The organism is Paenibacillus hebaui, assembly GCF_051934385.1.
Taxonomy (GTDB): Bacteria; Bacillota; Bacilli; order Paenibacillales; family Paenibacillaceae; genus Paenibacillus.
Map to the genome: position 1 here is coordinate 3582663 of NZ_CP196836.1, position 16223 is coordinate 3598885.

4 protein-coding genes are annotated in these 16223 nt (G+C 50.1%); all 4 read left to right on the forward strand.

Annotated features, from left to right (window positions below; genetic code table 11):
• Positions 1-340 precede the first annotated feature (340 nt).
• The 4 genes from fabD to ACR32F_RS15810 are packed head-to-tail and all read left to right on the forward strand — an operon-like array spanning position 341 to position 16207.
• Positions 341-3622, forward strand: a complete 3282-nt coding sequence (gene fabD / locus ACR32F_RS15795) for an ACP S-malonyltransferase (protein WP_440119618.1) — start codon at positions 341-343, stop codon at positions 3620-3622.
• Positions 3623-3676: 54 nt separating this feature from the next.
• A complete protein-coding gene (locus ACR32F_RS15800; RefSeq protein WP_440119620.1) occupies positions 3677-4918 on the forward strand; it encodes an FAD-dependent oxidoreductase in 1242 nt (413 codons plus the stop codon).
• A 43-nt stretch (positions 4919-4961) separates the two neighbouring features.
• Entirely contained in the window at positions 4962-10232 is a 5271-nt protein-coding gene (locus tag ACR32F_RS15805) for an SDR family NAD(P)-dependent oxidoreductase (protein WP_440119621.1), read from the forward strand.
• Between the two features lie 35 nt (positions 10233-10267).
• Positions 10268-16207, forward strand: coding sequence for an SDR family NAD(P)-dependent oxidoreductase (locus ACR32F_RS15810; RefSeq protein WP_440119622.1), 5940 nt, complete (start codon positions 10268-10270; stop codon positions 16205-16207).
• Positions 16208-16223 lie beyond the last annotated feature (16 nt).

Sequence of the window (16223 nt, forward strand, 5' to 3'; positions counted from 1 at the left end):
TTACCTGTTTACGGAAAGAGAAATGACACGAAATCACATTATTTTCTCTGTTTACTTTCATAGTTCTATTTCATTCATCATTTTACGATATACAATGCCTCCATTTACATAATCCATCATTTACAAAAATTACAAAATTGATTATAGTATATTCAACAAGCTTTTCAACTAATTCAATCGTTGTTTCGGCACGTTGAAGATAGGAAAATGCACATATAATGATAGTTTTGTGTTCAATTACAACCTTCTGTCCCTTATCATTGGGATGACGGAGTTTATTTGATATGTCTTTTGATGCGCTTGTAAGGAGGTGCTCAGGCTGAGCGATTCCGTTGTTTTTATGTTTTCTGGACAAGGATCGCAGTATCCGCGGATGGGGAAGGAGCTGTTTGAGCAGGATGCATTGTTCAGGGAAACGATGCTTACTCTGGATCAAACGGTTTTGGAATGCGGGGGCGAGTCAATCGTCCAGTATATGTACGGCGAATCGTCGACCGATGAGGACCGCTTCGAACGTACGATTCTGTCGCATCCCGCCATCTATATGGTGGAGTATGCACTTGCCCAATCGTTGTTGACTCGTGGTGTGATACCTGATTACGTCCTTGGCAGCAGCCTTGGGGAATTTGCCGCCGCTGCCATTGCGGGCGTATTCAGTGCAAAAGATGGCTTGCGCTGTGTTATGAAGCAGGCAATACGATTCGAGCAACATTGCCCTTCTGGCGCGATGTTAGCGATATTGGGAGATGCATCTCTATATCCGGAACTTCCGGAAATTGAATATTGTACCTTGGTGTCCGTCAATTATGACGGGCATTTTGTTATTTCCGGACCGGTGCATGCACTGGAAAAAGCGCAGAAGTGGCTTACATCGCATGCTGTGCTAAGTCAGATGCTCCCGGTTTCTTTTGCCTATCATTCTCAAGGGATTGATAGGGCAGAGGCAGCATACACGGAGGATTTGCAGGCATTTACATTTGCTGCCCCTCATATCCCTTTAATCTCCTGTATGACTGGAGGGGAGGCTGCCCGAATTGCACAAAATCACTTCTGGCAGGTTGCGCGAAAACCAATTCTCTTTCGCGAAGCAATACAAAAGCTTGAATCTGCCGGACCGCATCACTATATCGATATCAGTCCGGGCGGTACGCTTGCAGGTTTTGTGAAGCGGCTTGCAGACAAACAAGTTTCATCAGCAGCGGTCGTTTTGTTATCTCCCTTTTACAGGGATAAGGAACAGTTGGAGAGCGTGGCCAGGCAATATCAACAGCCGTCCATAAACATTCAGAGGGGAGAGCAGAGCATGAGGGCTTATGTATTTCCAGGGCAAGGCTCGCAGTTCAAGGGCATGGGGCACGACGTTTGGAATCATTATCCTGACCTGGTCCGCACCGCAGATGAAATATTGGGATATTCCATACGCGAGCTGTGTCTTGAGGACCCCGGAGACCGACTCAAACGTACGGAATACACCCAGCCGGCCCTGTACACCGTCAATGCCCTGATGTACTACAGGGAACTCGAGCAACAGGGTAAGCCGGACTATGCTGCGGGACACAGTTTGGGCGAATTTAATGCATTGCTGGCTGCAGGCGTGTTTGATTTTGCAACCGGACTTCGTATCGTCCAGTTCCGCGGTGAATTAATGGGAAGAGCAGAAGGCGGTGGGATGGCTGCTGTGATTGGGCTGCATGCGGATGTGGTGGGTAAGATTATTGCGCGGCATGGCCTTGACCACTTGGATATCGCCAATATCAACAGCCCCAGTCAGATCGTTATTTCGGGTCCGCAGGATTTGCTAATCCAGGCGAAGTCTGTGTTTGAACAGGAAGGAGCAACGAATTACGTCATCTTGAATGTGAGCGGCGCATTTCACTCCAGATATATGGAAGCGGCCAAGCAGCAACTTGCTGCATATCTCAAGCAATTTCAGTTTGCTGCCCCGACGCTATCCGTTATTTCCAATGTCGAGGCGAGACCCTATACAATCGACCATGTGCAACACAACATGGTGGAGCAGATGACTTCCTCTGTGCAATGGACCGATACCATTCGATATCTGATGGGAAAAGGGGTTAACGACATTGTACAGATTGGACCCGGCACTGCTCTAAGCAAACTCGTAAAGGCTATCCAGGCTCAGGCTCAGCCACTTTTTGTGGAGAAATTATCCGTTGAACCGCCTGCGGCTTCACCCGCAATGATAAAGGACGTACCTAAGGATGAATCATTGCGAGTGTCTGAGACCGCTGCCCATCCCTTCAGCAGTTCGCGGCGTTTCCGATCTGAACGGATGGGCAGCGCTGAATTCAGGCAGGATTACGGCGCCAGGCTGGCGTACGTTGCGGGAGGCATGTTTGGCGGCATTTCGTCTGTGGCGATGATCACAACACTTGCAAAAGCTGGCATGGTCGGCTTTCTCGGAACAGGCGGACTGCGCGCTGAAGAAGTGGAAGAGGCGGTGATGTCCATCCGCCAAGAATTGCCTGTCCAACATTGCTGGGGATTGAATGTGCTTCATGATCCTCTCCACCCTCAGCGCGAGGAAGAGATGATCAAGTTAATGCTTAGATTGGGCCTGAACAAGATGGAGGCAAAAGGATTTCTGGGCATGACTCCGGCACTTGTCCACTATCGGGTCAAAGGAATCTATCGCAGATCCGATGGTACTGTGGCTTCATCTCATCTTCTTCTCGCCAAATGCTCCCGTCCAGAGGTGGCAGAGCTGTTTATGAGTCCGGCTCCGCAACATATGCTGGACCAATTGCTGGTTGAAGGACGCATTTCCGCTGAACAGGCCCAATGGGCGCGGCAATTGCCGATGGCGGATGACATCTGTGCAGAAGCCGACTGTGCCGGATATACCGATGGTGCAGTATCCATGACCCTGCTGCCTGCCATGCTGTCCCTGCGCAATCAGATGATGAACAAGCATGGCTACGCCAAAGCAATCCGGGTCGGTGCAGCTGGGGGTATTGGTACACCGCAAGCGGCTGCGGCAGTATTCGTCATGGGGGCGGACTTTATTTTGACCGGCTCCATTAATCAATGTACGGTCGAAGCCAATACAAGCCAACTCGTAAAGGAACTGCTTCAGCAAATCAACGTCCAGGATACTGGATATGCGCCCGCAGCAGGCATGTTTGAACTGGGAGGCAAGGTACAGGTGCTGAAGAAAGGGGTTTATTTTCCTGCGCGTGCTAACAAATTACATGAACTGTATCGCCAGTACGACAGCATCGACGAGATCGATGAGAAAACAAAAACAAGGCTTCAGGAGCAGTATTTCAAAAGGAGCTTTGACAGCATTTACGCGGAGATGGAATCCGTTCTTACGACCCAGGAGAGAGCACTTGCCGAACGTAGTCCCAAGGCCAGAATGGCCGTTATTTTCAAATGGTATCTGGAGCACTCCGCCAAACTGGCGCTTCAGGGGGATGAGAATCATCAGCACAGGGTGGACTTTCAGGTATATTGCGGTCCGGCACTTGGTGCTTTTAATCAGTGGGTACGAGGAACAACGCTTGAATCCTGGACACAGCGCCATGTGCACCTGATCGGAGAGAAGTTAATGGAAGAAACAGCCCAACTGCTTAACGAAAGCCTGCTTCAACAGGTATAAAACGGCCCAGCACAATTAGATGAGCAGTGAAACAAGCCAATAAGGAGGAATCGAATGGATATTGAAAGTGAAGTGCTTATCGTGGGGGCGGGCATTGCAGGCGTGGCGCTGGCACTTGCCATGGGCAGAAAAGGTCGACAGGTGGTGTTGATTGAACGCTCAAAACAATTTCCCAACATTCCAAAAGGAGATTTTCTTCAGCCGGTAACGATCGATCTGCTGGACAAGCTTGGCGTTCTTCCTGAAGTAACCAAACACTGTGCTCATGTAGCACGGGTAAACTATGGCACGCTTGGGGGTGTCAACTGTTTTACGGGTAGCTACGAGGAAATGGACATGCCTGTGCGTTATGCGCTGAACGGGGACCATCACCATATTCATCAAAGCCTGTTTAATGCCATTGAGGAAATGCCCAACGTACGTTTCTACCCCGGCATGAACGCAGGCAAACTGTTGTTCACCAATCATTATGTGAGTGGAATCGAAGCGGATTCTGCGGGCAAAACGGTACGCATCGGCAGCAAAATCCTTGTCGGGTCGGACGGCATCAAGTCCAAAATTCGTGATCAGCTGGGGCTTAAATATCACCTTTATCCCTATGAGGAAAAGATGGCAAAAATGTTCGCTTTTACTTTTCACGATGTCACACAAACGAGGGAAGAAGCCAGCTTTTTCTTCGGTGAAGGTGTAAGCTGCGGAGTCTTTCCTTTGCCGGGCCATAGGCTGCGGATCTACCTAGCTTTGCGAAAGGATATATGGCAGCGCATCCGGGAGGACGGTATCGAATCCTTGCGCGGCATGCTGCTGTCCCTCTGTCCGCACTTGCAGCAAGAAATATCGCAGATCGAGGATTTCAAACAGGTTCAGTCCATTCCTGCCTATTATCTGCATACCGAAAAATGGGCGATTAACGGCGCCGTTCTGCTGGGAGATGCATGCCATGCTCTAAGTCCGGCACTGGGACAGGGAATGAATCTGGCGATTCAGGGTGCTGTTGAACTGTCCAATACGTTGGAAGAAGCGCTCATTACCGATGACTGCTCGGAAAGTCAGCTTCGCGTGTATGAGAAAAAAAGAAGAAAGTATGTGCGTCTCATCCAGCGCAACAGCACAGCTCATACCTATTGCTGGTTTGTGAAGAACCGCGCCTTTGTGACGCTTCGCAATGCTGCTTTTCGTCGAATCGGCAAGTGTCCCAATCTGCTGAAGGAACAAATGCTGACTACGTCGGGATACAGTGACAAACCGCCGTCATTCTCACACATGCTGCGCTTTGCGGGACTTATGAAGCCTTGATAAAAGGTCAGTATGCCGATACAGAAGGAGAGGAGACATTCAGATGGGAAGCAAAAGGACGGAAATTGCCGTTGTGGGTATGGCCTGCCGTTTCCCGGGAGCCGACGGATATGATTCGTTTTGGGAAAACCTGATTCAAGGCCGCAATTCTATCTCCGAGATTCCCCCGGAACGCTGGGACTTGGAGCAGTTTTATTCGCCAAATTTTAATGACGCAGGCAAAACCTCAAGCAAATGGTGCGGGGTGGTGGAAGGAGCATATGATTTTGACCACAGCTTTTTTAACATTTCCCCGCGCGAGGCTGCGAGCATGGACCCACAGCAGCGACTGCTCCTCGAAGATACATGGCATTGCATCGAAGATTCGGGCATTTCTATTTCGGAGCTTCAGCAGAAGGTGACAGCTGTCTATACCGGCGTGATGACAGCGGGTTATTTGCAGCAAATGGAAGCCTCACAGGCAGACAGCTATGCCTGTCTTGGCAATTATGAGAGCTTGCTTGCGAACCGAATATCCTACGCGTTTAATTTGAGTGGCATGAGCCTGCCGATTAATGCGGCCTGCGCTTCCTCACTCGTGGCTATTCACGAGGCGAGACGTGCCCTGATTCTGGGAGAATGTGATTATGCCTTGGCTTCTGCCGTGAATTTGAATCTCGACCCGCTCAAATATGTTTCTTTTTCCCAATCGAGAATGTTAAGCCCAACAGGGCAGTGCAAAACATTTGACCAGAGCGCGGACGGATACGTCCCTGGGGACGGAGTTGCTGTTTTGCTCCTGCAGCGATTGGAGGAAGCCCTTGAGCAAGGGAATACGGTTTATGGCATCATTAAAGGCTCGGCTGTCAACCACACGGGAAAAAGTTTGTCCATTACGGCACCTCGCATGGAGGCGCAACGTGATGTCATTTTGGCTGCGTGGAGGGCTGCAGATATCGATCCTCGCACCATTACCTATATTGAAGCACACGGGACTGGCACCTCGCTGGGGGACCCAATTGAGGTCGAGGCGTTAACTCAGGCATTTCGGCACCATACCCCGGATCGGTCATTCTGTAAGATCGGATCGGTTAAAACGAACATCGGTCATCTGGAGAGTGCAGCGGGCATAGCTGGTCTTGTTAAAGTGATGATGATGTTGAAACATCGGAAGATTCCGGCCTCTCTTCATGTTAAGACGCTGAATCCGATGATTCCTTTTTCGCGCACCCCGCTGGAGGTTGTACGAAAACAAGAGACTTGGCACAGTCGGGAGCAGGGACAGCCTTTACGCGCAGGGATCAGTTCATTCGGTTTTGGAGGTGTAAACGCCCACATTGTGGTCGAACACTACGAACCTGCTCCCAAACCATCTGTTCCCTCCAAGGTATCCTTTCAGCAGGAATCCAGAGAGCCATCCCGATTATTTCTGCTGTCTGCCAAGTCGGAAGCGAGCTTACAGGAGCATGTCGCAGATTGGCAGCAGTGGTTCGACAGGCATTCTAAAACGGAAGACACACTACGAGCCATCAGCCTGTCGTTGCTTAAAGGCAGAGAGCATTTCAAATACCGGTTTGGCGGATGGGCTCATACCCAGGAAGAGCTCAGAAAATTGCTGAATTCCGACTGTTACGGCAGCCCGCAAATTGGAGCATCCGCAGGGTATCTGAACATTCAAAGTCCCATATGGGAAGGATACACCCAATTAAAATGCTCTGGACACACATCTCAGTTATTACTAGGAAAGGTGGAAAAGCAAATCGAGGCAGCATTAAAAGCAAACGGCATGAGGGAAGAATGGGAAGACTTGATGGCAGGGTACTATCAGGATACGTGGCATGAAGATCGGCGAGAGCTGTATTGTTTTATAGCCGGATATGTTCATGCTGCTTCCTTGATTCAACTGGGTTTTGCCCCTCGCTGGATTCAGGGAACAGGAATTGGCATGCTGATTGCATGGGTCATTGGAGGTCACATTTCTGTTGAAGATATGATCTCCGTTCTGCTCAAGCAGAAGCGTGCCGAAGACGTGAGACTGTGCAGCCCCATATGGCCTGTCATGCAAGAGGGAAGCTCATCCCCAATCATGCCCTTTGCTTTTGATGATTCCTATGTACATGATTTGATTCAATCTGTAAGGATCGTGGAGGAACAGGCTTACGACGGGTTCCGAGACGAATTGATGGATCGTGCGCATCGTTTATACACCCATCAGTATACGTTCAGGAACTACATAAATGAATGGAATGACGAATGGCAGGAGAGCACGGGAACTACCATGCCATGGCCGTTGCAACCAACGTCTGACAGCAGCAGTACAAGCGAATCTTTCCGTTCCACGTCGGCTGTGTTATGCATTGCAGTCATGGATGCACTGCGCAGGGTGAAACGAAAGTGGCAGCTTCAGGTTTCGGAAGAGTCAGACATTCCGGCTGTACAGGAACTGCTTGATCTTCTGGCGGATCAGGTTATTACTCGGAGAGACATTATCGAGATGTTGTTTAACGAGACAGGGAAACATCATGAACTTTCACGGATCACAGCGCAGTTAAACCAGAATTCCGGACTCATGCTGCCAGAACGCGCGTACACACTCATTCGTCAGCATCAACAGCGGACAGGTGGAATGCACAACGCAGTCCAATTTCTACATGACTTCCTTCAACCCGGTATTAAAAATGAAAAGGATCGCAAGATACCTCTACCTCATTCAGAAAAAGCCACAGACTGGATGAAGCAGGCCGGACAAGAAGCAGAGGAAGTGACCTTGGAATTACCATTTCACGAAAATGTACTGCGGTTATGGCTGTCCGGCATGGAGCTCGATATGCGTCAGCTTGCGGAAGAGGAGCCTTATCAGAAAGTACGGTTGCCACGTTATGCATTTCAAAGAAAAACATTCCGTTGGTCTGCCAACTTTGGTAGAAAAGCGAAGGATTCCTTTCAAGAAACGGAAAGCAAAAAAGATCATGATCGGCTTCATCCAATGCTTCACCGCAACCTTTCGGCTAATCAGGACATAAGATTCTGTTCGGACTTTACAGGGCATGAATTTTTTCTCAACGATCATCGGGTTCGAGGGCAACGGGTACTTCCAGGTGTGGCATATCTGGAGATGGGCCGCATGGCTTTGCACAGTGTAAACCAAGCGCCCTCTTCCTCCTTTGCAGCGTTCCAGATTAAAAATGCAGCCTGGACGAGTCCGATTTTCGTAGATGAACATCCGATTGAGGTATCTGTTCGACTACATTACGAAGACGCGGAACGAGGAATCCTGCGATATGAAATCAGTGCGGAAGGCAATGAACCCCTAGATCGTCTGAGCTGCGGAACAGGACGTGTCGCCTTGAAATCGTTGGACCCTGTTGATCGTCTCGATATTTTGTCTCTGATTGCAGCAATGCGAGAGAAGAGTTTATTGGATCATGAGACCATCTATGGCCGCTTGCGAGAACAAGGGCTGGAATATGGACCAGGTCATCAGGCGATTGAGCGAATGTACATCGGTTCGGGTCAGGCTCTGGCACATCTGAACATCCCTTCCCATATAGAGCATACATTGGGCGATTATGCGCTGCATCCTAGCATGATGGATGGGGCCTTGCAGACGGCAATGTTATTGCTTGACGATAACGCCACCCTTCAGGATCAAGAGAAGGGAACGAAGCTTCCTTTTTATATGGAAGAGTTGGATTGCTTGTTTCCGTGTACAGCGGAGATGTGGGTGCATGTGCGTTTCGGTGATGGTGGTTCAATGGGAGGGAACGTGGCGAAGCTGGACATGGATCTAATGGATGCTGAGGGAAACGTCTGTGTCCGGATTCGGAATTACATGTGCCGCAGCATGCCGGGAGAGAAGAGGCAGGAGCACGTGATGCAGGATGCAGAGCGGGTAACGATCACCAGAGATTTGCACGAAGATTTTCCACCTGGTACAGCGTTGCTGGCTCCTGTGTGGAGTGTGCTTCCATCGGAGAAAGATAGCAGGATTTCTTGCGCGAGCCTCCGAACGGCCCTCATTGTTGCAGAGACAGTAGAGATGAGTGGATACCTTGATGAGGTTAGACAGCAATATCCGGGAGCTTCGCTGATATTGATGAAGCCTGGCGAAACTGTGGAGCAAACGGCCCAAGAACTGGAAAATTGTGGACAGTTTGACCATCTGGTGTGGGTCTCGGGCTTGGGCAGCGCAGAAGGGAAGGATGCCAGCGCGATCACTCAGAGCCAGGAGGAAGGCGTGATTATTGTATTCAGTTTGGTCAAAAGTCTATTGCAGCTAGGGTATGACAGAATCCCTCTCCAATGGACCGTAGTTACTTTTAGTGCCATTGCCATTCATGCGCAGGATAAAGTGCATCCGCTCCATGCAAGCATACATGGCTTCCTCGGTTCTTTGGCCAAAGAATACAAAAACTGGACGTTCCGAGTAGTCGATCTGGATTTTGCAGATCGAAGTCTGCCATCGCTCAGCGACATGCCCATTGTGCCTGAGAACACTTGGAGCAATCTGACTGTCTATCGGGCCAAACAGTGGCATCGCTGCGAATTGCTGCCTGTCAAGCTGCCTTCCATCCAGCAATCGGCTTATCGACGCTGCGGCGTATATGTCGTTATAGGCGGTGCTGGCGGATTGGGTAAAGTATGGAGCGAGTATATGATTAGTCGCTACAACGCTCAGATCATTTGGATCGGACGAACACCGCTCAACCCCGATATTGCAAAAGAACAGGAAAGGCTTGCTCTAACTGGTCCGGCTCCAGAATATATATCAGCAGATGCAGGCAGTCCTGAGGCCTTGCATGAGGCTTACAGGTTAATCAAACAACGCCATGGAACAATTCATGGGGTTATTCATGCTGCCATCGCACTGAGAGACAGCAGTGTAATGAAAATGGACTTGCCACAATTCAATGAAGGATTATATGCAAAAGTCAACGTATGCGCGGGAATGCTTGAGGTCTTTGAGAAGGAACCGCTTGATTTTATGCTGTTTTTCTCCTCCATCAATGCGTTTGCCACACCTGCCGGGCAAAGCAATTATACGGCCGGGTGTACATTCAAGGACTCATTCGCCCAGTGGCTTCATCGTCGGCTTCATTATCCTGTTAAAACCATTAATTGGGGGTATTGGGGGAGCACCGGAACGGTGGCTTCTCCAGCTTATCGTGAGCGGATGACCAAACAGGGCATTGGCTCGATTGAGCCTCCCGAAGCGATGGCTGCGCTTGAACTGCTTCTGGCCAGTTCACTTCCTCAACTGGGACTGGTCAAAATCATTGGTGAGGCAAAGCCATACGCGATCAGCGAGCAGGAATTCATGACAGTATATCATTAGGCATGAAGCGTGTAATCCAACAGGAGGGCGAAATCATGCAAGATAACGAGCGGTTATCCTTACAGCACAAGCTGTGGAATTCATTAAACCAGATGCTGATGCATGTGTTGATTGTTCAGATGGAACAGCTTGGAGATGTTAGAACGATGGCAGGAGCTTCGCACTGCACTTCTTATCCGGGGCTGCTTCCTGCATACCAACGCTGGATGGACCACACACTTCGCATTCTTCAGCGTAATCCTGAACTCGGTGAATTCGAACGAAGCAACATTTGGTCTGATTGGGAGGAGCACAAGGAGCGCTGGATTACACAGCCAGAAATGAGAGCAAGGGTGGAGCTCGCTGACGTGATGATCCGTGCGCTGCCCGACATTGTTACAGGCAAACAGTCCGCAACAGAGATCATGTTTCCGGGTGGCTCCATGTCAAGAGTGGAGGGAATATACAAGCAAAATGCAATTGCAGATTATTTCAATGGACTGCTTGCAGATGAGGCCGTGGAACTGATCCGGGAGTTCTCCGGGCATGGCAATCGCAAGATCCGCATTCTTGAAATCGGCGCCGGAACTGGAGGAACAAGCTCCATGCTGTTTCAAAAGTTCGAGCCCTACCGTGAACTTATTCAGGAATACTGTTACACAGACGTCTCCAAATCTTTTCTACAACATGCAAGGAAACAATATGGTCCGTATTACCCCTACCTGACGTACAGCCTGCTCAATATTGAAGAGCCCTTGCATTCTCAGGGAATTGAAGCGGGACGATATGACCTGGTCGTGGCTACCAATGTACTGCACGCCACACGTCAGATCCGCCATACTTTGCGCAATGCCAAAGCGTTGTTGACCTTGAACGGTAAACTGCTAATCAACGAAATTATTGAGGATTCCCTGTTTAACCACGTCACGTTTGGCTTGCTGACCGGGTGGTGGCTGTTCGAAGACGAACAGGTGCGTATTCCCGGCACTCCGCTGCTGCATCCGGATCAGTGGAAAGCGGCACTGGAACTGGAGGGCTACTTTGACGTAGAATTTCCGGCATCCACCGCCGAAGGACTGGGCCAGCAAATTATAAGAGCAGCGAGTGACGGAATGGTTCGGCAGAAACACACCTTTTCATCAGCGGCTCAGATGCTGCCCACAGCTGGAAGGGAAGAGCCTCTACAGCCACAAGAGACGATTACAGCTCAAGACCTAGAACCAGCGTTAAACGCGTTAACCCCGAAAGGCCCTGCTGTAGATGAGAGGGAATTAAAACAAGCATGCATGATGTATTTACAAAAGATGATCGGTGCCATTCTGGATGTAGAGCCGCAGCAGATCGATCCCGCGGAAGCTCTGGAAATGTATGGACTGGATTCGATTCTCATCATTCAGTTAACCGAACAGCTAAATAAGGAAATGGGGGAGCATGTGAGCAGCGTGCTCTTTTTTGAATATACAACCCTTGACGCACTGGTCAACCATTTTGTGGAAAAGCGCAAATTTGAACTGATCTCGATGCTTGGGTTAACGAAAATGCAACATGACCCGGAGCCTGTAGGGCAGAAAGGGTTACAACAGGAATCGATAACAGAGCCTGAACTGAATATTGGTGAATTTTCGGCAGAAGCTGCTACTCACCTAACTGAAAGTTACAAGCAGCAACGACCATCTGATGCAACTAGTGAAGTAGCCATCATAGGGCTTGCCGGGCGTTACGCTCAGGCTGATGATATGGCAGAATTTTGGAACAATCTGATGCAGGGCAAAAATTGCATTACTGAAATACCTTCACAACGTTGGGATTGGAGAACCCACTATCATTCGGAGAAAGGACAAAAAGGAACGTCTTACAGCAGGTGGGGAGGATTTATCCGTGGTATCTATCACTTTGACCCGTTGTTCTTCCATATCTCTCCTAAAGAGGCCGAACAAATGGACCCTCAGGAACGGCAGTTCCTGCAAACGGTCTATGTTGCCATCGAAGATGCGGGCTATACGCCTCAGGCTCTTGCCGATGCGGGTACAGTTGGTGTATACGCAGGCGTAATGAATGGCAACTATCCTACGGGAGCTTCCTTTTGGTCTATAGCCAATCGGGTATCCTACACGTTTAATTTCACGGGGCCAAGTCTGGCCGTGGATACGGCATGTTCTTCCTCCTTGACGGCCATTCACCTGGCAATGGAAAGTCTGCGCAACGGCACCTGCGACCTAGCCATCGCAGGCGGTGTGAATCTGATTGTTGACCCGGTTCATTATGTCAGGTTATCCGAAAAAACCATGCTGTCTCCGGGCAACGAGTGTAGTCCTTTTGGAGAGGGGGCTAACGGTTTTGTGGACGGAGAAGGTGTTGGTGCATTACTGCTCAAGCCGCTTCATCTGGCGGAGGCCGACGGGGATTTCATTTACGGCATCCTTAAAGGAAGCATGATTAATGCAGCGGGTAGAACAAAAGGGTACACCGTCCCCAATCCCGGCCAGCAGGCAAAGGTGATCAGCGAAGCCATGTCACGATCTGGAGTGGATGCCCGGACCATCAGTTATATTGAGGCCCATGGCACCGGTACTGCACTGGGTGACCCGATTGAAATCGAAGGCTTGCGCCGGGCATTTGAGAAACATACAGCGGATAGACAATTTTGTGCAATCGGCTCGGTGAAGTCGAACATCGGCCATGCCGAGAGTGCGGCCGGCATCGCCGGGGTCAGCAAAATATTGCTGCAAATGCGCCACGGCTGCCTGGTGCCTTCACTGCATGCAGAGAGCAGCAACCCGAATATCCGGTTCAGTCAAACCCCATTTCGCATTCAGCAGCACATGACCCCATGGATTCGTCCCGTACTGGATACACCTGAAGGCATGCGCGAATATCCGCGGATTGCGGGCATCTCCTCATTCGGAGCAGGCGGTGCGAATGCCCATGTCATCCTTGAGGAATACAGGACGGGCAACCACATGGACCAGAAAGCTGCGGCGGTAGGGGAGTCCAATACACCGGTAATGATCGTCCTATCCGCAAAAACCGAAGATCGCCTCAGGATAAAGGTGAGACAGCTTGCACAAGCCGTTCAGGACAACGCTTATACGGACTTACATCTCGCTAGGATCGCCTACACGCTGCAAACCGGAAGAGAAGAGATGGAATGCAGATGCGCTTTCACGGCGTATACCCTCATGGAGATGCTAGGCAAATTGCAGGCGTATCTCACCGGGGAAACGGCACATGAACAGATATTCACCGGAGAGATCGATATTGAACGGAATGACAATCGACTTGTAGACGATGACGATATGCAGGAACTGGCAGCCAGCTGGATGCGCAAACGAAAAACGGTTCGGCTTCTGGAGCAATGGGTTCGGGGAATGAAGCTGGATTGGCAGCAGTGGTATGGAACGGTTAAACCACGGCGAATTAGTCTGCCGGGATACCCTTTTGCGGAAGAGCACTACATGATCCCTTGTGTATCCTCCTCCTCATCGGGGAATGAAGACTTTGAAACCGCGAACGCCTTAGTGCCAAACCAGACAGAATGGCTGCATCCGCTGCTGCATAAAAACACCAGTTATTTGGGCAGTCAGCGGTTTAGCTCACGTTTTACCGGAAACGAATCATTCCTGCGTGATCATCAAGTAAGAGGGGTGAGCATATTACCCGGAGCGGCTCATCTGGAGATGACAGCAGCAGCTCTACGGCATTCCCTGCCGCCCGAAGAACATAACAGAGAGCAAAACGGAAACGATCATATTCGTCTGCATGATCTGGTATGGTTGCATCCCGCATCTGTAGAGGATCAGCCGTTGTCTGTACATCTTGAATTGCAGGCCGAGCGACACCAGCAGGGGTACCGATTTGAAATTACAAGCAATACGAAAGCGGAGGCTCCATCCGTATTATGCAGTCAAGGATTCGTTTCCCTGATTCGCTCCACAGGGGACACGCCTGTATTCCAACCTGCTGATTGGCATAAGCGTCATGGCAACAAGATCGTTCCACCTGAGAGAGGATATGAATTTTTTTCTCGAATAGGTCTGGTTTATGGAAGCACTCACCGCTGCATCTCACATTTGTATACAGGTCAGCACAGCGTTATGGCACGACTAGCCATGCCATTGTCGGGTACAGAAAGTCTGGAGGAATACGGACTCCACCCATCCATGCTAGATTCGGCTTTTCAGGCCTGTCTGGCACTTGCTATGGATTTGAGCCAGTTGAGCCAGGAAGAAGGTCTTTCGCCTGAGCCCTGGCTGCCATATGCACTGCAACAAGCGGAGATTTACAGACCATGTTCTTCTGTGATGTGGGTAGAAGTCCGTTATTCCGCGGGCAGTGGTCCTGGGCATCCCATGCCTCGTTATGACCTCACGCTCTATAGTGATGATGGATTGCTTTGCGCGAAGTTTGAAGGTTTGGCGTTACGGAAGTGGGCTACCACGCCCCAATCCCAGCAGGATTGGACCGGAGAGGAAGCTGGCTTGACTAATCCGTTCGGGCATCATTTAAATCATCTGCATGCACTGGAGCCCTGGACACAAGATCTGACCATGTCGGCAGCAGCGGCAACAGCTGAAAATGATGCTAAACTGGCCGTTCTTACCACGGTGTGGGCTCCATTAGAGCAGCAATCATCAAGTGAAGACGTTTCCGGCACTGAGGTGTATTCGGCGGAAAAACTTCTGATTCTCTGCGTGAATGCCGACATGAACATCCAGTTCCCGACAGGGAATGCTTTTCGGCAGATTGCCTTTCCGAGTCAGACATCTGTGGCACAGATGGCGGATATGCTTGCGGCCGAAGGCGATTGCGATCATATGATCTGGCTTTGTCGCCCTAAACCGTCCGAGAATCGCATGACAGAAACAAACAGGGAAGAGAAGGAAAGCTTCGTACCCGAGCTTACTCGTTTTTTCAGGTTTGTCAAAAGTCTTCTGCACCTGGGATACGGTTCCAGAAGTCTTCACCTCACGGTCGTTACAACGAATGCGCAAGCGCTCTCCTTCGATGATACCATCGACCCGGACCAGGCAGCCATTCATGGGTTGACGGGTTCACTTGCTAAGGAATATGCCCATTGGGCCATTCGCGTCATTGATCTGAATGGCGGCGAAATTCTCCCAATGGATGCTATTGCAGATATGACACCGGACCCGCACGGAAACGCATATATGTGGCGGGATCAGGAATGGTATCGCCAGGAATTGGTGCCTGTAGAATACGATTCCGTTCCACTAGCCGCTTATCGGCAGGGAGGGGTCTATTTGGTTATTGGCGGAGCCGGAGGAATCGGCGAAGTCTGGACACGCTATATGATTGCGACCTACAACGCCCAGGTGATCTGGCTAGGAAGAAGCTCCATGAGTACCGAGATTCGCCGTAAAATCGAACAGTTGAGCCAAATGGGGCCAGAGCCTCTTTATATCCAGGCAGACGCTTCGATTCCCGGTCGTTTGGAACAGGCTTATGAGTCTGTCATAAAGCGGTTTGGACAGGTGAATGGAATAATCCACTCTGCACTAGTGTTGTCTGACAGAAGTCTGGCACGTATGGATGAGGAGATTTTCAACAATGTGCTGTCTGCTAAAGTTCAAATTAGCGAACAAGTGAATGCATTAATGAGTCGGCTTCAGAAGCAACCCGATTTTGTCTTGTTTTTCTCTTCGCTGAACTCCTTTATGAAACTGCCAGGTCAGGGCAACTATGTAGCCGCCTGCTGTTATGCCGATGCCCTGGCCTCGCAGATGAACAGGAAATGGCCTGGACGGATCAAAGTGGTCAACTGGGGATATTGGGGCAGCGTCGGCTCGGTCGTATCTGAGCAGGTAAGGCAAAGCATGCAGCAGAAAGGCATTGGTTCCATCGAAGCGGAGGAAGCCCATCCCATGCTGGAATGGCTGATGACAGGTTCCCTGCAACAGGCCGTCATACTCAAGATGACCCGCAAACCCGAAATGCTTGTACTGAATGAAAATCAAATGTTAACGGTATATCGTTAGACCAAGTGCACATTGA